Origin of the sequence: Pseudoteredinibacter isoporae (genome assembly GCF_040372805.1) — a bacterium.
GTDB classification, from domain to species: Bacteria; Pseudomonadota; Gammaproteobacteria; order Pseudomonadales; family Cellvibrionaceae; genus Pseudoteredinibacter; species Pseudoteredinibacter isoporae_A.
In genome coordinates, this window is record NZ_BAABWJ010000003.1 from 154,306 (window position 1) to 176,935 (window position 22,630).

18 protein-coding genes and 1 other RNA gene are annotated in these 22,630 nt (G+C 50.8%); 3 read left to right on the forward strand and 16 right to left on the reverse strand.

The genetic code is table 11. The features are described from left to right. Positions 1-26: 26 nt before the first annotated feature. The 15 genes from ftsA to rnpB all read right to left on the reverse strand — a co-directional run bounded on the left by ftsA (position 27) and on the right by rnpB (position 16,410). Positions 27-1,253, reverse strand: coding sequence for a cell division protein FtsA (gene ftsA / locus ABWW03_RS08785; protein ID WP_353407729.1), 1,227 nt, complete (start codon positions 1,251-1,253; stop codon positions 27-29). A gap of 36 nt (positions 1,254-1,289) precedes the next feature. Next, complete coding sequence (locus tag ABWW03_RS08790) at positions 1,290-2,084, reverse strand: cell division protein FtsQ/DivIB (protein ID WP_353407730.1); 795 nt, start codon at positions 2,082-2,084, stop codon at positions 1,290-1,292. An 8-nt stretch (positions 2,085-2,092) separates the two neighbouring features. Further along, positions 2,093-3,058 (reverse strand): D-alanine--D-alanine ligase, encoded by a 966-nt coding sequence (locus ABWW03_RS08795; RefSeq protein ID WP_353407731.1) that lies wholly within the window; start codon positions 3,056-3,058, stop codon positions 2,093-2,095. 29 nt (positions 3,059-3,087) lie between these two features. Further along, positions 3,088-4,512 (reverse strand): UDP-N-acetylmuramate--L-alanine ligase, encoded by a 1,425-nt coding sequence (gene murC / locus ABWW03_RS08800; protein WP_353407732.1) that lies wholly within the window; start codon positions 4,510-4,512, stop codon positions 3,088-3,090. Further along, complete coding sequence (gene murG, locus ABWW03_RS08805; protein WP_353407733.1) at positions 4,505-5,611, reverse strand: undecaprenyldiphospho-muramoylpentapeptide beta-N-acetylglucosaminyltransferase; 1,107 nt, start codon at positions 5,609-5,611, stop codon at positions 4,505-4,507. Before murG ends, murC begins: the two co-directional genes overlap by 8 nt. Further along, on the reverse strand, positions 5,608-6,864 hold the full coding sequence (gene ftsW / locus ABWW03_RS08810) for a putative lipid II flippase FtsW (protein WP_353407734.1): 1,257 nt from the start codon (positions 6,862-6,864) through the stop codon (positions 5,608-5,610). The genes murG and ftsW overlap by 4 nt, the downstream gene beginning before the upstream one ends. Beyond that, positions 6,857-8,218 (reverse strand): UDP-N-acetylmuramoyl-L-alanine--D-glutamate ligase, encoded by a 1,362-nt coding sequence (murD, locus tag ABWW03_RS08815; protein ID WP_353407736.1) that lies wholly within the window; start codon positions 8,216-8,218, stop codon positions 6,857-6,859. The genes ftsW and murD overlap by 8 nt, the downstream gene beginning before the upstream one ends. A 26-nt stretch (positions 8,219-8,244) precedes the next feature. Next, positions 8,245-9,327: a phospho-N-acetylmuramoyl-pentapeptide-transferase gene (gene mraY / locus ABWW03_RS08820; protein ID WP_166845312.1), complete on the reverse strand. Its 1,083-nt coding sequence runs from the start codon at positions 9,325-9,327 to the stop codon at positions 8,245-8,247. Then, positions 9,321-10,700: a UDP-N-acetylmuramoyl-tripeptide--D-alanyl-D-alanine ligase gene (locus ABWW03_RS08825; protein ID WP_353407737.1), complete on the reverse strand. Its 1,380-nt coding sequence runs from the start codon at positions 10,698-10,700 to the stop codon at positions 9,321-9,323. Before ABWW03_RS08825 ends, mraY begins: the two co-directional genes overlap by 7 nt. After that, a complete protein-coding gene (locus ABWW03_RS08830) occupies positions 10,700-12,247 on the reverse strand; it encodes a UDP-N-acetylmuramoyl-L-alanyl-D-glutamate--2,6-diaminopimelate ligase (RefSeq protein ID WP_353407739.1) in 1,548 nt (515 codons plus the stop codon). The genes ABWW03_RS08825 and ABWW03_RS08830 overlap by 1 nt, the downstream gene beginning before the upstream one ends. Beyond that, positions 12,244-14,013, reverse strand: coding sequence for a peptidoglycan D,D-transpeptidase FtsI family protein (locus tag ABWW03_RS08835; RefSeq protein ID WP_353407740.1), 1,770 nt, complete (start codon positions 14,011-14,013; stop codon positions 12,244-12,246). The genes ABWW03_RS08830 and ABWW03_RS08835 overlap by 4 nt, the downstream gene beginning before the upstream one ends. A 28-nt stretch (positions 14,014-14,041) precedes the next feature. Beyond that, positions 14,042-14,329: a cell division protein FtsL gene (ftsL, locus tag ABWW03_RS08840; protein WP_353407741.1), complete on the reverse strand. Its 288-nt coding sequence runs from the start codon at positions 14,327-14,329 to the stop codon at positions 14,042-14,044. Between the two features lie 18 nt (positions 14,330-14,347). Beyond that, positions 14,348-15,277 (reverse strand): 16S rRNA (cytosine(1402)-N(4))-methyltransferase RsmH, encoded by a 930-nt coding sequence (gene rsmH, locus ABWW03_RS08845; protein WP_353407743.1) that lies wholly within the window; start codon positions 15,275-15,277, stop codon positions 14,348-14,350. Positions 15,278-15,288: 11 nt separating this feature from the next. Then, complete coding sequence (mraZ, locus tag ABWW03_RS08850; protein ID WP_353407744.1) at positions 15,289-15,732, reverse strand: division/cell wall cluster transcriptional repressor MraZ; 444 nt, start codon at positions 15,730-15,732, stop codon at positions 15,289-15,291. Positions 15,733-16,058: 326 nt separating this feature from the next. Beyond that, positions 16,059-16,410: RNase P RNA component class A (gene rnpB / locus ABWW03_RS08855), an RNA gene on the reverse strand. Positions 16,411-16,759: 349 nt separating this feature from the next. Here rnpB and ABWW03_RS08860 point away from each other — a divergent pair. Beyond that, positions 16,760-19,123 (forward strand): TonB-dependent receptor, encoded by a 2,364-nt coding sequence (locus ABWW03_RS08860; RefSeq protein WP_353407745.1) that lies wholly within the window; start codon positions 16,760-16,762, stop codon positions 19,121-19,123. Between the two features lie 130 nt (positions 19,124-19,253). Here the strand turns inward: ABWW03_RS08860 and rsmI are convergent, their stop codons facing one another. Then, on the reverse strand, positions 19,254-20,111 hold the full coding sequence (gene rsmI / locus ABWW03_RS08865; protein WP_353407746.1) for a 16S rRNA (cytidine(1402)-2'-O)-methyltransferase: 858 nt from the start codon (positions 20,109-20,111) through the stop codon (positions 19,254-19,256). Between the two features lie 130 nt (positions 20,112-20,241). Between rsmI and ABWW03_RS08870 the strand changes: the two genes are divergently transcribed. Both ABWW03_RS08870 and ABWW03_RS08875 read left to right on the forward strand, forming a co-directional pair. Beyond that, complete coding sequence (locus ABWW03_RS08870; protein ID WP_353407747.1) at positions 20,242-22,140, forward strand: penicillin-binding protein activator; 1,899 nt, start codon at positions 20,242-20,244, stop codon at positions 22,138-22,140. A gap of 110 nt (positions 22,141-22,250) precedes the next feature. Then, positions 22,251-22,622, forward strand: coding sequence for a YraN family protein (locus ABWW03_RS08875; RefSeq protein WP_353407749.1), 372 nt, complete (start codon positions 22,251-22,253; stop codon positions 22,620-22,622). Positions 22,623-22,630 lie beyond the last annotated feature (8 nt).

Below are 22,630 nucleotides of genomic sequence, written 5' to 3' on the forward strand. Positions count from 1 at the left end.
AAACATGGTCTGGCTGACATTCAGCACTAAAATAAATTTTTAAATTTTTCCCATATCGACATGGGAGCATCCTTACTACTGTAGTTCGCAGCTTTTCCCTCCTGCTGTTGATTAACCCCATAATTCAATAAGCCTACGCCTGTTGAATAAATCGGATTATTCACAATATCGCTCAGGCCGGTCACGTTCTGCGGTGCACCTAAACGCACCGGCATGTGAAAAATCTCTTCGGCCAATTCGACAACACCTTCCATCTTCGAAGTGCCGCCCGTTAATACAATGCCCGCAGCGACCAGATCTTCATAACCACTGCGACGCAGTTCAGCCTGAACCAGAGTGAATAACTCGTCGTAGCGTGGTTCAACCACTTCCGCCAGGGCTTGTCGAGATAAGTCACGAGGATCACGATCCCCAACACTTGGCACTTTAATGGTTTCATCCGCTCCAGTAAGTTTTGCCAGAGCACAGGCGTATTTGATTTTGATTTCTTCCGCATGCGGTGTCGGTGTACGCAAAGCCATTGCAATGTCGTTAGTCACTTGGTCGCCCGCAATCGGAATCACACCGGTATGACGAATCGACCCTTCGGTGAAAATTGCGATATCCGTAGTGCCGCCACCGATGTCGACCAAGCAAACACCCAGCTCTTTTTCATCCTCAGTCAATACAGAGTAGGAAGACGCCAGCTGTTCCAAAATAATATCTTCAACTTCCAGACCACAGCGGCGAATACATTTCTCAATATTTTGGGCCGCGTTCTGGGCACACGTCACCAAATGCACTTTGGCTTCCAGGCGCACACCGGACATCCCCATTGGTTCTTTCACGCCTTCTTGCTCATCAATCAGGTATTCCTGAGGCAAGATATGCAGGATTTTCTGGTCCGCCGGGATAGCCACCGCCTGCGCGGCATCGATCACGCGATCAACATCCTGACTGAACACTTCACGATCTTTGATCGCTACAATTCCATGGGAATTCATGCTGCGAATATGGCTCCCAGCGATACCTGCGTATACAGAATGAATCTGACAACCGGCCATTAACTCGGCCTCTTCAACGGCACGCTGAATCGATTGCACAGTGGACTCGATATTGACAACCACACCTTTTTTCAAACCATTCGAGCGGTGAGAGCCAATGCCAACCACTTCCAACTGGCCATCGACACCAATCTCGCCAACAATGGCGACCACTTTTGAGGTGCCAATATCCAAGCCAACAATCATTTTGTTTTCGCTTGAACCTGCCATTTATTATCCCCTGTTGGTCTACAGACCACTTTCAAATCAATGTTGTGATGGCGCTACCGCCAGTTCATTTATCGGCTCACGCCAACTCACAGAAAATCCGTTCTCATAGCGTAAATCTACGGCTTCAATCTGCGCTGCTTTTTCTTTTAGCGTCTCTGGATAAACGGCCAGCATACGCTGTACTTTTTCCACCAGCTGATCGCGCCCTAACTCCAGCAACCAACCGTTGTCCAACGTTAACTGCCAAGACATCCGATCATTTGCCGACAATTCCGTCACGACCAAATCATAGGCCGACAACAGTTGGTTAAAGCGTTTAAAGCTGCTCATCACCAACGCTGAAGATTCCTCTGGGCCATGTAACTTTGGCAACTCTTTCAGCAGCTCACGAGCATCTTCTGCACGTACTACCTCACCATTTGCACTCAGAAAACCGTAATCATCCCAACGTGCAATCGGCACTTCTTCAAACACTTTCACCGTAAGCTGGTCTGGCCAATTTCGGCTCAATACTACTCGGGCCACCCAAGGCTCTGCTTCCAACTCACTCTTAATGCTGGCCAATTGCAGCTGTAAAAAGCTGCGATCAATCAGCGGTTTTACCTTGTGGCTTAAAGCTGCTTTTTTCAGGTAGCGAAACTCACCTTCAATCGCAACCTTCGCAACCGGCCGGTCAACCATTTCCAACAACGGTTGGCGACCATAACTCACCAGCGCAGCCAACAAAGCAATCAGCAAGACGACACTGCTGTAATAAGCCCAACGAACTTCACGCTTGGGCTTTACTTCAGCCCGGGGCTTTCTCACCGCACCTCTGCGCGCCTGACTCACTACGCCACCTATTCCGAATGCGCGAGCAAGCTGCTATATAAAATTTGCGCCACCAGATGCTCGAAATCCTTGCCTGCCGCCTTGGCGGCCATCGGCACCAGACTGTGGCTGGTCATGCCGGGAACGGTATTCACTTCCAATAAATAGAAGTTTCCGTCCTCGTCAGCCATTACATCCACGCGCCCCCAATCTTTGCAATCCAAACTGTCAAAAGCTTGTTTGGCCAGCAACTTCAATTCTTCTTCTTTATCCGCTGGTAAACCACATGGGCATAAATAGCGAGTTTCCTCAGAAATATACTTTGCATCGTAATCGTAAAACTGATTGTCAGTTTCCAATTTAATCGGTGGCAAAACTTCGTCGGAAAGCACCGTAACCGTGTATTCAGCACCGCGCATCAAACGTTCAGCAATCACACAGCGATCATATTTCGAGGCATTCTCATAGGCTTCCTGAAACTCGACCGCATTGTAGGCTGGCGCCATGCCGATGCTCGAACCTTCACTCGCCGGCTTCACCATGACAGCTCCCCCAAGCTCCGTAATGATGCGCTCCCAATCGCTGTTCGCTGTCAGCACGTGAAAATCAGGTGTACTCAAGCCCATGCCACGCCATAAGTATTTGCAGCGTAATTTATCCATCGCGTGCGCCGACGCGTTGACTCCACTGCCAGTAAAAGGAATACCCAAGTACCCCAGTAGAGCTTGTATGCGCCCGTCTTCACCAGCCCCACCATGCAAGGCAATAAATGCATGGTCTGGGCGCTCAGCTTCCAGCATCTCAACGGCGTTCGCACCGATATCCATCGCAAAAGCATCTACCGACACTTTCTGTAATGCGTCGAGAATTGCCTGACCACTCTGTAAGGACACCTCACGTTCGGCGGATTCACCGCCCAGCAAAACCGCCACACGCCCCAAATTGGATAAGGCCTTTTTCAACGCTTGCTTATCATTCAGTATTTCTGTGCTCATTTTGTTCATCAATCCCAACTCAATAAGCGTTATTTGCGCCCAAAGGCGGTTGTTGCCAACGTGGTCGCCAGAGCACCGACATTGCCAGCTCCCTGGGTAATCACAATGTCGCCAGGGCGAACCAGATTCGCCAAAACTTCCGGCACCTGTTCGACCTCTGCAGCAAACACCGGGTCAACGGCCCCGCGCGTGCGAATACTGCGACACAGGCTGCGACCATCCGCTCCAGGCACCGGTGTTTCACCTGCGCTATACACTTCAAGTAATACCAGCGCGTCCACACCGGACAGCACTTCAACAAAATCTTCATACAAATCGCGAGTACGAGAATAACGGTGCGGCTGATACACCATCAGCAAACGGCGCTCGGGCCAGCCTTCGCGCACAGCCTTAATCGTTGCCGCAACCTCCGTTGGGTGATGACCGTAATCATCCACCAACATGGCACTGCCACCGCCCACTTCAATATCGCCGTAGACCTGAAAGCGACGTCCAACTCCTTCAAACTGAGCCAAGCCCGTTTGAATGGCTTTATCGTCAACCCCCTCATCGCTCGCAACCGCGATCGCCGCCGTTGCGTTCAAAACATTGTGCAAACCCGGCATGGCCACGCTGACCGCGAGATCATCTTCCACACCTGGACGACGAACTTTAAAGTGGCTCAGCATGCCTTCTTGCTTGATATCGTATGCATAAAAATCATTATGTTCCGACAAACCATAAGACAATACCGGACGCGAAATTTCAGGCAAAATTTCATTGACTACCGGGTCGTCACCACAGACCACCGCTAAACCGTAAAAGGGTAGATTGTGAAGAAACTCAATAAAGGTGTGTTTCAATTTGGAGAAGTCACCCTCATACGTCTCCATATGATCCGCATCAATATTCGTGACGATGGCCACCATCGGCTGCAAGTGCAAAAACGACGCATCACTTTCATCCGCCTCTGCCACCAGATAACGGCTGGCACCCAATTTGGCATTACTACCAGCACTATTCAGCAGCCCCCCGATCACAAACGTCGGATCTTTGTCGCCAGCGGCCAGTACCGAGGCAATCAAACTTGTGGTGGTCGTTTTACCGTGTGTACCGGCTACGGCAATGCCATGGCGGTAACGCATCAGTTCACCCAACATTTCTGCTCGACGTACAATTGGAATTCGTTGGGCCCGAGCTGCGATAATTTCCGGGTTTTGTTCATCAATCGCCGTAGAATTCACCACCACATCAACACCGGCAATATTCTCTGCTTCATGCCCAATGAAAATTTCGGCACCCATCGCTTGCAGGCGAACCGTGTTTCCGGATTCGCGGATATCCGAACCGGAAATTTCATATTTCTGGTTCAGTAATACCTCTGCGATGCCGCTCATTCCCGCACCGCCAATTCCAATAAAATGAATGCGACGAATTCGGCGCATTTCAGGAATATCGATTACATAATCAGCCATGTCCGGCCTCCACACACACATCAGCAACGCGCTCTGTTGCATTGGGACTGGCCAATGCTCGGCCCTTAGTGGCCATGTCCAACAAAGTTTCGCGATCTGATAATAATTCGTTCAACAGCTCTGCCAGCTTTTTTTCGTCAAGTTCATTTTGCTGCACAATTTTTGCGGCACCAGCCTCAAGTAACCATTGCGCGTTTTTAGTCTGATGGTCATCGATGGCGTGCGGAAACGGAATAAACAGGGCTGCAATACCTACGGCCGCAATTTCCGACACCGTCAACGCTCCCGCTCGGCAAACAATAAAATCCGCCCAAGCGTAAGCGGAGGCCATATCATCAATAAATGCATCGACTCTCGCATCAATATTGGCGCTCTGGTAGGCCTCCCGGCAAAGCGACAAGTGGCGCTCACCACACTGATGCCATACTTGTGGGCGATGCGATTCGTCCATTGTTCTCAAGGCCAGCGGCATCATTTGATTGATTGCCAACGCCCCCATGCTGCCACCCAACACCAACAGTCGTGGAGGCTCATTTTTCGCCAGGCGATCTGCGATACGAGCGTCGTCCTGCCATAGCGCACTGACCTCCGAGCGAATAGGATTGCCGGTATGCTCTGCGTCGCTCAGCGCACCAGGGAAAGCAACCAGCTTTCGTTTTGCCGCCAAGCGAGACAGCAAACGATTGGTCGTACCTGCAACCGCATTTTGTTCGTGTATAACCAAAGGGACTCCGGCCAGTCGAGCCGCAATACCACCCGGGCCCGAAGCAAACCCCCCCATACCTAAAACGGCATTGGGTTGCAGACGTCGAATCACTTTGGCTGCCTGGGCAATGGCCTTGTTAATCAGGAATGGAGCTTTCAATAAGCTCGCAAGACCTTTTCCACGCACCCCTTCCACATCCATGAAATGCAATTCAAAACCGGCAGCAGGAACCAGCTTGGCTTCGATACCTTTACGGGTACCCAGCCACTGAATATCCGCACCACGACTCTGCAGCTCCTTAGCGACAGTCAGCGCAGGAATCACATGGCCACCGGTACCACCAGCCATAATCAAATAACAATGCCCAGCTAAGCTGGCAGTTTGTTCGCTCATGCGGCCAACTCCTCGCTTGCATTGTTCTTTTTACGCGGCATACGTTTGACCTTCGGCTTTACCAAGGCATCGCGACGCAATTCCCAGTCCAAACGCAAAATAAAACCAATCAGGGCAAAGTTCGCGATCAAACTGCTGCCGCCCCAACTTACAAAAGGCAGCGTCAGCCCTTTGGTAGGCAGAAAACCGGAGGCCACACCGACATTAATTAACACCTGGGTGGAAAACATGGCAGCAACACCAAAACAGGCCAAAGCAGCAAACTTGTCATCGGCGGCCATCGCTCGACGGGAGATTCGTAAAATTCTCGCAATGAAAGCGACAAACAAGCCCAGTATGAACAGCACACCGAATAAACCGAATTCTTCTGCCATAATGGCAAAGATAAAATCCGTATGGGCTTCCGGAAGATAAAACAGTTTTTGAATACTGTTGCCCAAACCCATGCCAAACCATTCGCCTCGGCCAAAAGCAATCAGTGACTGGGTTAACTGATAACCACCGCCGTATTGGTCGGCCCAAGGGTCCAGATAACTCACTAACCGTTGCAGACGGTACGGGCTCGCCATCGCCAAAGCCGCCAAAGAACCTGCCCCCAATACCACCAACAGCAGGAACTGATGCAAGCGGACGCCCGCCAAAAACAACATCGACATCGCCGTCACTGTAATGACCACCGTGCTGCCAAAATCCGGCTCAAGAATGAGCAAGACAGCAATTAACACAATGCTGGCAATGGAAATGGCGAAACCACGCCAGCCATTTAACAAATCGATCTGACGGCGACTCAGATAGCTGGCAAAGAAAACGATCACACAGAACTTCACGATCTCAGATGCCTGAACTGTGATAAAACCTAAATTGAACCAGCGCTGAGAACCATTCACTCGCTTACCCAGGCCCGGCACCAAAACCAAGGTTAATAACACCAAGGCCAATAATAAAAACAATGGACCATAACGGCGCCATAATTGGCTGGGCAACGCAGCAACAAAGCAAGCACCAATCATACCCAACACGATGTAAATGCTGTGGCGTTTGGCAAAATGCAGGCTGTCAGAAAACTGGCTGTCAGCAATACTGACAGAAGATGAAGCAACCAAAATAATTCCGCAGGAAACAATCGCCCACAATATGGTAAGTAATGGCCAATCAATAATGCTCAGGTTTGGACTCGCATAGGCACTGTTTGCCTTTTGCGCTTTTTTCGGGCGGCGTTTTTCAGGCAGTTTGACCGCAGCTAATTCAGCCATGGCTCACCTCCTTCACCGCGTTCTTAAAGGCATCACCGCGCGCTTCGAAATTTGCAAACATATCAAAGCTGGCACACGCTGGAGACAACAAAACCGCATCGCCAACTTGTGCCAAGTTAAAGGCCTGCTGAACCGCCTGCGACATGCTTTCGGCTTGCTCGATCTTGATATTCAGACCACTCATGGCCGCAGCAATGCGCTCGCCATCTTCACCGATACATACCAACGCTCGACAATGCTTATTGATGGCGGGGCGCAGTTCTTTAAATTCTGCTCCTTTACCTACGCCGCCTGCGATCAACACCAGCTTTTGCTGTTGCCCCAAGCCATCCAAAGCAGCCACGCTGGCACCCGTATTGGTGCCTTTGGAATCATTAATAAAATCGACGCCCGCCACGGAAGCGACAAATTCACAGCGATGAGCCAAGCCAGGAAAATCCTGCAAAGCCTCCAACATTGCCCGTTGTTCCAAACCTGCGGATTCACCTAATGCCAAAGCCGCCAATGCATTCTGCACATTGTGCTGCCCTGCCAGAGACAAACTCGCAACGGGCAACAATAGATCCAGTCCTTTCGCGAGGTATTCCACACCGTCACGCTGGCGAACGCCGTATTGCCCGAGGTCGGGCTCATTCAATCCGAAGCTCACCTGCTGAACACCTTCAGCCAACAGAGGCTGGGTCAGCGGATCATGGCGATTAAACACGACATGCTTCGCCCCACGATATACCTTTTGTTTAGTCTGGTGATAGGCCGCCATTCCCTCATAGCGGTCTTGATGATCAGCACTGATATTTAGAATACTGGCCACCTTGGCGCCCAACTGGGGCGTCGCTTCCAACTGAAAGCTCGACAGTTCAAGGATGTACAAAGACTTTTTAGGCTCATTGAGCAGAGACAGTACCGGCGTACCGATATTGCCGCCCACACCAAATTCAATGCCAGCCTTCTGGGCCATATGCCCCAACCAAGCCGTTACCGTGCTTTTTGCATTCGAACCGGTGATGGCCACAATGTCGCCTTCACACTGTTCAGCAAACACTGACATATCACCATGCACTTTTATTCCAGCAGCGATGGCATCCTGCAAAGCAGGGTCAGCCATCGGAAAGCCCGGACTCAGCAAAATCTCACTGGCGGCCATCAAACTGTCCTGATGCAAACCATCAAGATGCAAAGCGCGCAGGTATTGGCTTTGTGCAAATTCTTCTTCAAAGCGATTGAGCATTGGTGGCTGTTTGCGCGTATCCATCACCACAAAGGCGATGCCTTGCGACTCCAGGTAGCGGGCATAGGACAGCCCGGTGAGCCCAAGGCCCACAACCGCTATCATTTTATCGCTACCAATTAACATACGATTCTCTATACCCTGTTCGATACTTAACGGAGTTTCAATGTGGCTAAACCAAACATCACCAGCATCACCGTGATGATCCAAAAACGCACAATCACACGAGGCTCAGGCCAACCTTTCAATTCAAAGTGGTGATGCAGAGGCGCCATGCGAAAAATTCTACGGCCCGTAAGCTTGTACGAGCCCACTTGCAAAATGACCGATACCGTTTCCATCACGAAAACGCCGCCCATAATAAAAAACACAATTTCGTGACGAACAATCACGGCAATAATGCCCAGTGCGGCTCCCAGAGCCAGAGCACCAACATCTCCCATAAAGACTTGAGCTGGGTAAGTGTTGAACCACAGAAATCCCAAACCTGCCCCCCCTAATGCGGCACAGAAGATCACCAGCTCACCTGCACCTTCAATGTAAGGGATATGCAAATACTCAGCGAAGTTGGCGTTACCCGCCAGATAGGCAATCACACCCAGCGCGCCGCCCACCATTACCGTTGGCATGATAGCCAGGCCATCAAGACCATCGGTGAGATTTACTGCATTACTCGAACCCACCACAACGAAATAGCTCAACACAATGTAAAAAATACCCAGATCCAACACGGCATTTTTAAAGAAAGGGAAGATCAATTGAGTCTCAACCGGACTCACTGCGGTGCTATACAAGAAGTAGGCAGCGCCCAGGCCACCCACGGATTGCCAAAAATACTTCCAACGAGCAGGCAAACCACGAGAATTGTTTTCCACAACCTTGCGATAATCATCGACCCAGCCCACGGCTCCAAAGATGGCCGTTACCGCGAGAACAACCCACACATAGCGATTACTTAAGTCCGACCACAGCAGCGCTGAAATAAAAATGCTTGCCAGGATGAGTGTGCCCCCCATAGTTGGGGTGCCCGATTTACTCAAGTGAGATTCAGGGCCGTCATCGCGCACTGCCTGCCCAATCTGCAAACTGTTAAGGCGGCGAATCATCCAAGGGCCCAACCACAAAGACAATCCCAGAGCCGTCATCACTCCAAGAATCGCGCGCATTGTCAGGTATTGAACAACCGCAAAGCCGCTCACATATTGCTGTAAGTACTCGGCTAACCAAACTAACATGATGCCCCCGTCGATTGTTCGTTCGCAGAATCAGACAACAAGGCCTGAACCACGGTTTCCATAGCGGCACTGCGAGACCCTTTCACCAGTACCGTGCAGTGCTCAGCCAATTCTTTTTCTAATTTTTCCAGCAAGGCGGTCTTATCGGCAAAATGCTCACCCACTTTGCAGTGTTTGGCCGCTTGTTTTGACAAATCACCCACGCAATACAACGCCGAAATATTTTTATCTTCCGCATAACGACCTATTTGTTTATGCAGTTTTTTTTCTTCGGTACCCAATTCACCCATATCGCCCAACACCAAAATGGTTTTTCCTTTTTGGTCGGACAACATATCAATTGCCGCCTGAACTGAGCCTGGATTCGCGTTGTAACTGTCATCAATAATGACAGCTCCACTGGCGTGTTTATGGCGCTGCATTCGGCCACCGGCATTCTTTGCCGATGCCAAACCTTCCGTAATGATCTCTAAAGGAACCGAGCACGCATAAGCGCAACTGGCGGCGGCGAGAGCATTGGCCACATTGTGGCGACCGGGCATAGCCAAACGTACTTGAGCACTCGCTATCGGTGTACGCAATTCAAAGGCATAACAAGCATCGTCTTGCAGTTCAATGTCACAGGCAAAAATATCCGCTTGTGGTGATCCACAGCTGTAACGCACGATTTGCGATTCAGCCAAACCGCTGGCCCAGCGATCGGCGTATTCACAATCTTCATTGATCACAGCCTTCGCCGTTGCGGCCAAACCTTGATAGATTTCACCTTTAGCCATGGCCACACCCTCGAGGCTGCCAAAGCCTTCAAGGTGAGCGGCCATCACATTGTTCACCATCACCACGTCCGGCTTGGCAATGGAGCTTAAGTAAGCAATTTCTCCAGGACCACTCGCACCCATTTCAATCACCGCGTATTGGGTATCAACGTGCAGATTCATCAGGGTGAGAGGCACACCAATGTGGTTATTCAAATTACCTTTAGTGGCCAAAGTCGGCCCGAGCAAAGAAAAAATACTCGCCAGCATCTGCTTCACCGTGGTTTTCCCGCTGCTGCCGGTAATACCAACCAATGGTCCTTTAAAAGACTGTCGAAACATCTGGGCAATCGATGCCAGTGCCGCATAACAATCGGGTACTTGTAATTGGGGCAGGTCGATACCGTCTTGCAACTCTTCAACCACTGCTGCGACAGCGCCGCTGTCCTTGGCTTTTGCCAGGAATCTATGGCCATCGAAATTCTCTCCACGCAAGGCGACAAAAATGTCACCCTCCGAAATGGCTCGGCTATCAGTACTTAATCCAGATACGGTAATATTGGACGACACCTGCAATGCCAGGGCTGACGCCAGTTGCTGCAGACTCAGAGGAAACATCAGCTCATGCCCTCCTGCTGCGCACCGCCTTGCGAAAGCAATTTTTCCTGCAAGCACTTCTCGGCGATAACACGATCATCAAACCAAAGTTTTTGCCCTTTGATGATCTGATAGTCTTCGTGGCCTTTGCCGGCAATTAAAATACAATCACCCACTGCCGCCTCATTGATAGCTCGTTCGATTGCCTCCCGACGATCAACTTCCACCAACAACTCACAGTGGGCGGCATCAATGCCGACCAGAATATCGTCAATAATTTGCTTGGGGTTTTCATTGCGAGGGTTGTCGCTACTCACCAAGAGCTTATCTGAAAGTTTCGCAGCTATGGCGCCCATCTGGGGACGCTTGCCACGGTCACGATCACCGCCACAACCGAAGACACACACCAGTTTTCCATTGCAATGCTGGCGCACGCCTTGCAGCGCTTTTTCCAAGGCATCCGGAGTGTGGGCATAGTCCACGATCACCGTCAGGCCAGCCCCTTCAAATGTTTCCAAGCGGCCTTTCACGGTTTGCAGTTTCTCTATGGCTGCTGAAAGCTCTGTCCAGCTCACACCATCAGCAATCGCTGCTCCCATGACAGCCAATAGATTACTGACATTAAAACTTCCAAGCAGACCGGTAGTCAGCTGCACGGTACCCCACTGACTTTTAATGGTGAGCACCATTCCCCGAGCCTGGTAATCAACCTTCGCACAATAAAGATCGGCCAAAGAGTTTTTGCAGCTGTAGCTAATGACTTTTGCGCCCGAGGCTTTCAGCACATGCGCAAACAATTCGCCATACTCGTCATCAAGATTGAGTACCGCGGCGGTCAAGCCTTTGAAAGCGAACAGCTTGGCCTTGGCCTTGGCATACGCCGCCATATTGCCGTGATAATCCAAATGATCGCGACTGATATTAGTAAAAACGGCCACGTCGAAGTCGACTGCCGCGACTCGTCCTTGCACCAGACTATGGGAAGACACTTCCATGGCAACAGACTGCACACCGGTTTCGCGCAATTCAGCGAGAATGGCTTGAGCTCGCAGAGCATCCGGCGTAGTCATACCGGTATCTTGCAATGTGACATCGGCGCTGCGAGAGACTTCACCATACCCCATGGTACCCAGCATCGCTGCACGCTTACCCAGTAGAGCCTGCAACTGAGCATAAAGCTGGCTGCAACTTGTTTTCCCATTGGTACCTGTGAAGGCGACCAGAGAAAGCGCGGTGCTAGGCTCTGAATAAAAGTTTGCCGCGATACGACTCATCTTTTGCAGCAGATTGCTGATCGAGATTACCGGCCTTGAAGACTCAAAAGAAATATCACCATGCTGCTCATGACCGGCTTCCTGCAAAACTACGGAAGCACCATTTTCCAAAGCACTGCTAATGTAGCGACGACCATCAGTCTCCAGACCGGTCACAGCAATAAAGCAATCGCCTTGCCTCACTCGCCTGCTGTCTTGCTGCAGTCCAGCTACGTGCATACCGGCCAGCTCACCCAGCTCGACATTAAGGCCGGACAACAAATGCTGAAGGCTGCTGTAATTGGATGTGCTCATTGGGCACCTCCAATGGCAACAACTTGCTGATCGCTCGATACTTTCGGCGGCACACGCAAAAGACGCAACGCCGATTCCGCAACTTGAGAAAAAACCGGAGCTGCCACCTTACCGCCAGAATAAGCTTGGGTACCCGGCTCATTAATCATCACCACCGCGACAATTTTTGGATCATCCGCCGGTGCCATGCCTGCGAACAGGGACATATAACGATTTTCGGCGTAACCCGCTTTACCCAGCTTATGCACTGTGCCAGTTTTTCCAGCCACGGGATAATCCGCAATTTGCGCGAGAGTTCCAGTGCCACCCTTTTCAGGCACAGTCTTTAGCATTTTGCGTACTTTTCGAACCAGCTCTTTCGCAGCAACCTGCTTGCTTTCAACACCTTCTTGCTGATGCAGAATTGACAAAGGACGAAACAAGCCATCGCTGGCGATGACATTATACGCCTGAGCCAACTGCGCTGCCGTTAAGCTCATTCCATAACCAAAAGAAAAATTAGCATGCTCTGTGGCATGCCATTTACGACGATTCGGCAAGGAGCCTGTTCGCTCTCCTGGAAAGCCCGTACCCGTAACGGCCCCCAACCCAAAACGCTGATACATATCACGAATGGTTTCAGGCTCCATTTCCATGGCAACTTTTACAATGCCAACCTGGCTGGATTTGGTAACAATTTTCCCGAGATCAATTTCACCGTAATTCACCGGATCAACAAATGTTTTACCCGGAACACGCACGTAGCCCGGATTGGTATCAATGATCGTATCGCTTGAAAATTTGCCGGTTTCCAATGCAGCCAAAATTGTCAGCGGCTTCATAGTCGAACCCGGCTCGTATTGATCGGTCAACGCACGGTTACGCAATTGAGAGGCTTTCATTTTGCTGCGATTGTTAGGGTTGTAGGATGGCTGATTCACCATCGCCAACACTTCCGCAGAATCCACATCCAAAATAACCACCGAACCTGACTTCGCTTTATAGGCTTTCAAGGCGGTCTTCAGTTCGCGATGTGCCATATACTGCAAACGCAGATCAATACTTAAACGAATGTCTTTCCCTGACTGTGCCGCTCGAATCAAGCCTGCATCTTTAATCACTCGACCTTTCAGATCCTTAATGACACGTTTCTCGCCAGCCTCACCACGCAACCAGTGGTCATAGGCAAGCTCAAGCCCTTCCTGTCCTTTGCCGTCAATATCGATAAAACCGATCAAGTGCGAAGCGACTTCAGCCGCCGGATAAAAGCGTTGGTATTCAGTGGTCGAGTAAACACCTTCTACGCCCAAAGCAAGCGCAGCCTGCGCTTTATGAGGCGGCAAATGCCTCTTCAGGTACATAAACTCTTTGTTTTTAAAGCGCTCGATTTTTGCCGCCAACTCGGATTGTTTCAAACCGAGAGATTTCGCCAGAGCGCGCAATTGAGTTTTGTCGCTTTTTAGCAACTTAGGATTAGCCCAAATAGAACGGACCGGCGAACTCACCGCCAAGGGCTCACCGTGACGATCGGTGATCAAGCCACGATAGGCATTGATGGTTTCGTGGCGAATCGTTCGAGCATTTCCCTGCCCTTGCAAAAACTCATAGCCCCGCTCATTGCCGGGCACAACTTGTAAGAAAGCGAGATGCCAGAGCAAGGCCGCCAACAGCAAAGCGATCACCAAAACTGTGAAGTAAAAGCGCCAACGTTCCAACAAAGCATTCGCCAGGCCCTTACCTGCTTTAGGTGCCTGCGCGCGCGTTTTTGCTGTCGCCTTTTTGCTCACCACTGTCTTCCGCTTTGCCATTATTCGATTATTTAAGAATGACCAATTCATTTGCTGCAGGCGTTTTCATGCCCAACTGCTTTTTAGCGACCGATTCAACACGGCCATAACTCGCCAGAGTGCTCTGCTCCAGCAAGTACTGTCCCCAAGCAACCTGATAACCATTAGTCATACGCTTGGCGAGTTCCAATTGATTTAATTTGATGCGACTTTGGTGAGTGCTATTAACGACTGCAATAGCCGACAGCATGACCAACAACCACAACACCGTCATGATCAATAGCCAACGCCACTGAAACTCCCCCAATTTTGCCACCTCTAAACACCTTTGCTTTTAAAGCTTTTGTGCCACACGCATGACCGCACTGCGTGAACGAACATTTTCTGCCAGCTCATCCGCATCGGCCTTAACTGCTTTGCCAATGCTTCGCATGGTTTTATCTAATTGATCTTCAGTCACCGGCAAACCCGGTGGTAATTCCTGACCTTTTTCCTGGCGGCGAATAAAACGCTTCACCAGACGATCTTCTAAAGAGTGAAAGCTGATCACAACCAGCCGCCCACCGGGCTTCAGGATGCGGAGACTTTGTTCGAGCACAGACTCCAGATCACCCAACTCATTATTAATGTGAATGCGTATTCCCTGAAAAGCTCGGGTTGCCGGGTTCTTACCCTTTTCCCAAGCGGGATTCGCCTCAGCAACAATCCGCGCCAATTGCAGAGTCCTTGTAATGGTCTTGGCTTGTCGGGACTCTACAATGGCGCGCGCAATTCGCTTGGCGAACCGCTCCTCTCCGTACTCTTTGAGTACGCGGGCAATTTCTGTCTCCTCAGCAGAATTTACCCATTCAGCCGCTGTCATACCCGCATCACTGTTCATGCGCATATCCAACGGACCATCCTGCATGAAGCTAAACCCCCGTTCCGCTTCATCCAGTTGTGGCGACGACACCCCCAGATCTAACAATATGCCGTCAACCAAACCTGCCATGCCGCGCTCAGCGACAAATTCTTCCATCTGTGCAAACGAACCGTGCGCGATATCAAATCGCGATTCCCCGGCAAAACGCTCTCCGGCTACGGCAATCGCATCGGGATCTTTATCAATCGCCAGCAACTGCCCTTGATCGCCCAGCGCATCCAAAATACGCGCACTGTGGCCACCTCGACCAAAAGTGCCGTCTATATAAAAACCCTGCTCGTCACCCAGCAAACTGGTGACCGCCTCATCCAGCAAAACACTGTAGTGCGGTGAATTACTCATACCCAAACCACCTACAATGACAGGGACTGCATTTCAGGCGGCACATCATCGTCAACCGCCTCATCCAATAGAGCTGTCCAGCTCTCTTCACTCCAGAGCTCAAACTTTTTTCCCTGCCCCACCAGCATCAGTTCTTTTTCCAGGCTGGCGTATTTGCGCAGCGGCCCGGGAATCGAGATGCGGCCATTCGCCGGATCCATTTCCACCGAAGAGGCATAACCGATCAACAGGCGCTTGGCTCTGGCTGCTACTTTGTTGAAGCTGGGAAGATTTTCGATTTGCGGAAGAATTTGCTGCCATTGGGGCTCTGGATAAACCAATAAACAACGCTCTTCAGTGTTGGCGGTGATGACCAAGCGCCCTGCACAGGCCTCCAGCAACGCGTCACGAAGACTCGTTGGGATGGCCAGACGCCCTTTCGCGTCCATATTAATGGCATGACTACCTTGATACACCGATATCCACCGATTGCTTTTTTAGGACATTTGCTCCACCAAACTCCACCTGGAATCTGGAATACACACAAATCTCCACTTTTTTCCACATAGCTACACTATAAATCTGAACTAGGCAAAGTCAAGGCAAAAAGCGTTTAAAATCAGGGATATTGCTGCGATCTTCGAGAAACTTGTTAAGAAAAGACCATTCCAGCAGAGAAAAGGCAAGCAAAAATAAAGAAAAAACAGGCACATAAAAGCCAAACTTAAAGTAACACTTTAAGTTCTGTATTGAACTAACATGAAACAATTAGAGAGCCGAAAAAATATCAGCCAAAAGAATGAGCCAAAGGCGGCCTGTAAGCCGGGTTCTGTCTTGAACAGTCATTCATCTGGGATGCTCGTCACCGAACACCTCGAGCGACCTACCCGAATCCAGCGCGGGCCACGCCTATAGGATTCCTATTTGGTCTTGCTCCGAGTGGGGTTTACCATCGCCGCAGACTGTTGCCAGCTGCGCGGTGCGCTCTTACCGCACCTTTTCAACCTTACCGGCCGCAAAGCGGCTTAGGCGGTTTCCTTTCTGCTGCACTTTCCGTAGGCTCACGCCCCCCAGGTGTTACCTGGCACTCAGCCCTTTGGAGCCCGGACTTTCCTCCCTCCTTATAAAAGAAGAGCGACTGTCCAGCCACCTTTGACAGGGTGAACAATAGCGACTCAAACCCTCACTTGCAAGCCCCGGATCACTTAACACTTCCTAACTATTTTTCGCCCAATTAACCACATAACTTTACAGTCTTATATTGCAATTGACAGAAACGTTCGAAATCACTGTCATTCATAGACAAATTGGCCAGCTTGGTTGGCTATTCAGCCTAAATAGTATATGGTTCGCGGTGCCTTTAGCGTCGGAAATTACTGACATACAACAACAAAAACAAAAGCTTAGGCACAACACTGTAAAAACTACTATAAATAGTAGCTGTAACAGGCAGCTCATATAAGCCTGAACAGCAAATACCCGCTCATCACAGGAGATCGACTGATGAAATCTATTAGACAGCGCACACTTAGTGTTGCCATCGGCACCATAGCAGCCGCTGCAGCCATGCCCTCTCTCGCACAGCTCGCCCTTGAAGAAGTCGTTGTAACCGCTCAAAAGCGTGAGCAAAGCTTGATGGATGTACCCATTTCCGTAAACGCGGTAGCGGGTGAAAAAATGAACGAGGCTGGTATTAACAACCTTGAAGACATGACCGCCTACGTTCCCAACCTGACATTCAACCAAACGGGTATCGGTACTATTATCGGTATTCGCGGTATCAGCTCTGGTATTAACCAGGGTTTCGAGCAGTCTGTAGGCCAGTATGTAGATGGTATCTACTACGGCCGTGCACAGCTGACTCGTGCACCTATGTTTGACATGGAGCGCGTAGAAATTCTGCGTGGCCCACAAAGTATTTTGTTCGGTAAGAACTCCATTGCCGGTGCGGTCTCCATGACCACCGCCAAACCGACCGATGATTTCGAAGGGTCTGTTACCGCATTGTATGAGCCTGATCACGGTGAGCGTGACATTAAACTGGTGCTGTCTGGCCCATTAACCGATACCTTGAGCGGTCGCCTGGCCATTCTTGATCGTCAGATTGATGGTTACTACAACAACACCACATTGAACCGCGATGAGTCCGATGAAGATGTTGGCGTTGTGCGCGGCTCTTTGCGTTGGGACGCTTCCGACGATACCACCGTCAACCTGAAACTTGAGAAAAGCAAGTTCGACACAAAAGGTCGCTTCCTGGAACTGGTTAATGAAGTTGGCGCGGTACCTTATTCGGCTGCCGTTGCCCAAGTAAACGCCGCAGTGGGTAACGGTGCTTACGTTCTCGATGCCACTCAAGATTTTAATCGTCAGTCCAATGGTGATAACAGCGATAACGAAGCTGAAAACCTGACGCTAAACATTGAGCATCAGTTGGGTGACATCACCCTGACCTCAATCACCGGTTACAACGCTTACGAGTATAAAGAAAACTGTGACTGTGACTTTATCGGTGCCAGTATCTTTACGGCTCAATCCGGCGAAGACTTCGATCAGGTAAGCCAGGAAATTCGCTTCACCTCACCGGGCGGCGAAACCGTTGACTGGATTGCCGGCGGCTTCTGGCAATCAACCGATCTGAAATTCAATGACTCCATTACGGTTCCTGGTGACAGCTTGCTGCGCGCTTTGAACCCAGGCTTTGCCAACATCGCTACCCAACGTACGTTCACCCAAGAGTCTGATCTGTGGTCTGTATTCGCTCAGGCAACGTGGAACATCAACGAAGAATTCCGCCTGAATCTGGGTGCTCGTTACACCTCGGAAGATAAAGAAGCATCTCGTCGTCAATACCACGTAGATCCAACCGGTGCTGACGTAGGTTCCAGCAATGTCTTGCTAAACACCCTATTCTCTGCATTTGCCATCGAGCCTTACGACACCATCAGCGCAGATCGCGATGAAGGCGCATTCACACCACTGATCACCGCTCAGTGGGATATCAGCCCGGATGCCATGTTATATGCCACTTACACCACTGGCTTTAAAGGTGGCGGTTTTGACGTCCGCTCGAACGCGCATCCTGATCCAGCATACGGCGTAACCGTTGTTACAGCGGCTGGCCCAGTTCTGAACCCAGGCCGTACTGGTGTATTTGAATACGAAGAAGAGAAAGCCACCAGTTTCGAACTCGGTGGTAAGTTTACTCTGGCCGATGGCGCCGCTGAGTTGAACGTTGCTCTATTCCGCACTGAGTACGAAGACCTGCAAACTTCGCAGTTCGACGGTACTCTTGGCTTTAATGTTACCAACGCCGGTGAAGCTACCAGCCAAGGTTTGGAAATGGATGGCCGCTGGTTATTGGCTGAAGGCCTGACGTTGACAGGTTCTGCCGCCTACTTGGACTTCGAGTACGATAAATTCCCGAACGGTCAATGTGCTTTTGGCGTCACTCCAAACAGTGCCAGCAACCCAGGTTTGTGTGACTTCGCTGGCCAGCGTCGTGAGTTTACACCAGAGCTGCAAGGCACGCTGAGCGTAGATCACATTATGCCTGTGGGTCAGGATTTCGAACTGCACACCACTCTGGACTTGATCTACAGTGATGATTACTTTGCTTCACCAACTCTGGATCAGAACCTGATTCAAGAGGCCTACACCAAAGTTAATATGCGTGTAGCCTTCGGTGCGGCTGATGGTCAATGGGAAGTGGCTCTGATCGGCAAAAACCTGACGGACGAAGAAGTGGTGACCTTCGGTAACGTAGCACCACTGTCCACTACCTTGACTCAAGGTAATGGTGCCGCTTACTACGCCTTCTTCGATCGTCCTCGTTCTGTTGCAATTCAAGGCACACTGCGTTTCTAAGAATAGATTTCCAAGAACGTCAGTAACTGTTTTATACAGAACAAAAAGCCAGGGCCCTTTCGGGTCCTGGCTTTTTTTTGGGACGTTATTTTTTGCGCGACACGAACACGATGGGCTCGCCCTGCTATCTCTAACCTGGCTTGTTGTCCAAAGCCCATTGATACAAGGCTTTCTTACGCAAACCACTTATCTCCGCACCGATTTGAGCAGCCTGTTTCACAGGTAGCTGTGCCAGTAAACAGCGCATCATATGCTCAACCTTCGCATCAATTTGCTTTTCGCTTGCTTCAAACCCTTTGATCAAAACCACCATTTCACCTTTGCGCTGATTGGGGTCTGCCTCTACCCGCTGAAGCACCTCATGAGCGGTGCCCGCCAAAACTGTCTCAAAAGTTTTGGTAATTTCGCGTGCTAACACCAGTTCACGTTCAGCGCCAAACACGTCGACAATCGCTGTCAAACTGTCGACAATTCGGTGAGGGGCCTCGTAAAAAATCATCGTGCGTTCTTCTTCCATCAAATCCTGCAGATAATTCAATCGCTGTCCGGCTTTAGCGGGCAAAAAACCTTCAAAACAAAAACGATCAGAAGGCAGGCCAGCGACACTCAAAGCCGCTGCCATAGCACATGCACCGGGAATCGGTACAACGTCAATGTCTGCGTCACGGGCCAATTTGACCACGCGATAACCCGGATCGGAGATCAATGGTGTGCCGGCATCACTGATCAAAGCAATATCCTTACCCATCTTCAGCTGGGCAATCATTGCCTCGCTATGAGCTTGATCACTGTAGTCGTGGTAAGCCTTTAACGGCGTATTGATCGAAAAGTGCTGGCACAGACGAGCGCTGTGCCGAGTATCTTCCGCTGCGATCAGGTCAACCGTGTTCAGCACGTCAATCGCACGCTGACTCATATCACCTAAATTACCAATTGGAGTAGCCACCACGTAAAGGGCGCCAGCCCCCCCCGTTGTAGAATTTTTCATCGCCGGCACGGAACATTCACCTCTCATTCATGGCCAAAGAGCAGTATATTACTCCCTTCACCGGCAACTGGCATGCATCGGCTGAAGATAACTTGTTATGATTAGCCCCAGACCTGAATTAGAGAGCACAATGAGTACTTTTTTGAAAAACTCACCCCGCCAATATCCCCGCCTGGGCCGCTGTCGTATCGCCACAGTGCTTATCACTAGCGCCCTACTCAGCGCTTGTGGATCAAACCCCAGTCGGGATCAAAGCAGCTACCAGCAAGCCGCCGCACATATCGAACAGCCACAGCAAAGTGTGGCCGAACTGCTGAAACTCGCTCGCACCAGCCAAGCCCGCGACGCCAGCCAATACCTGCTGCATGCCGCCCAACAACTCAGCCAACAGGAAGAGCTCAGCTGGGCGCAGAATCTGCTAAAAAATGTCGACCCGATGCTGCTGAACAATGAAGACTTTATTGAGTACAGTCTGCTGCTCGGGAAACTGTCAATGGAAGACGGCTCCTACTTTCTAGCCAAAGACACCTTTGCCAGTCCGCGACTGGCCACACTCAAACCTCAGATGCAGGCAGAGCAGCAGCGCCGCCTGGGTGAACTGAAGGCCACTCTGTTTACGCTGTTGGGTGACACCCAAGCCGGAGTGGAAGAACGCCTTCAACTCGAGCAATGGCTTGAGGGCGACCAGTTGGTCGGTAACGAACGTGCCCTATGGCAAACTCTGATGATGGAAAGTCCGGATAAGTTGCAAACTCTGGCTAACCATCCCCAGCCGTTGTTACAACAAGGCTGGTATGAGCTGGCCGCCATCGCAAAAAACCAAAGCGACAGTATTGAACAACAGCAGGCTAAAGTGCAGCAGTGGCAAATGGCTAACCCAGGACATCCTGCCGCAGCCAATCTCCCCGAAGACCTTCGCCTACTGGGCCGACTGATTGCGGACCAACCCAGAAAACTCAGCCTGATGCTGCCCAGCCGTGGAAAATTCGCCCGTGCAGGTAAAGCGATACGCGACGGTTTTATGGCAGCCTACTACCAGGCCGCAGAGAACGGCCAACAGGCGCCTCAACTCGAACTTATCGACAGCAGCCAGGGTGATATCGTTCAGCTCTACCAGCAAGCGGTTCAGGGCGGCAGCGACCTGGTTATTGGCCCACTTGATAAGCGCCAAGTCAAACGCTTAAACGACATCAGTGACTTAAACGTTCCTGTTTTGGCCATGAACTATATCCAGGCTCCTTCCAGCGAACAGCAAGAAGAATATCACCAGCAGCTCTTTCAGTTCGGTTTAGCCGTGGAAGACGAGGCACGTCAGTGTGCACAGCGAGCCTACCTCGAAGGCCATCGCCGAGCTCTGGTACTGGCCCCACAAAGCTCTTGGGGGAACCGGGGCACCAAAGCCTTCGTTGAGGAGTGGCAACGTTTGGGGGGTGAAATTGTTGGCGAACAACGCTTTACCGGTAAAGGCGATTACTCCCGCGTCATCAAAAACAGCTTGCAGCTGGATCTGAGTGAAAACCGCTACCGCAACCTGCAAAGAATTCTGGGCACGAATTTAGAGTTCGAACCACGCCGCCGCCAAGATGTAGACATGATCTTTATGCTGGCCAATAACAACCAGGCTAGACAGGTTAAACCCACCCTGGCCTTCCACTATGCCAGCAAGATTCCCGTCTACGCCACCAGCCACATCTATGGAGGTAGCACAGCCTCGAAGGCCAATCGCGATTTGAACGGCATCCGCTTCACTGCTTTGCCTTGGTTGATGCAGGAAGACGAGGGCTTACGGCAGGCTGTCGACAAGGCTGCCAAACCCAGTCCAGCTTATCAACAGCTGTACGCACTGGGCGCCGACAGTTTCGCGCTGTATCCACGCTTAAGTCAGCTGGCCCAGGTCCAGCAATTGCAACTGCAGGGCCGCACTGGACGATTGCAGATGCTCCACAACGGTCAACTGGCCAGACAACAGGACTGGGCGATTATGCGCAATGGTAAAGCCCAACCTTTGGAAAACATCAGCCAGCGTTGAATTGAATTTAAAATTCAACCCTTTGTATCTCTCACCTCGAGGCCTGCGACCGCTATAGTGGTCGCTCAATTCACGGGCTTCATTTGGCTCCCAAACATAGGACCCCCAAGGTGAGACGAACTCAAAACACACTGGAACAAGGTGCCGAGCAGGAACAAAAAGCGGCGGATCATTTGTGTGCACACGGCCTGCAATTGCAAGAACGTAACTATCTCTGTGCCCACGGTGAAATTGACTTGATCATGCACAGCGATGAGGAATGGGTGTTTGTCGAGGTTCGCAGTCGTCGGCCATCACAATTCAGCTCAGCGCTTGAGAGCATTGGCCCACAAAAACAGCAACGCCTGTTGCGCAGCGCTGAACATTTTCTGGCCAGCCGGGGCATTGCCGATGCACCCTGTCGTTTTGATGTCGTCGCCATTGCCCTTCTACCCGATGGCCGCTCTGATATAGAATGGCTGCCAAATGCCTTTGGGGCGTAAGCCCGTTT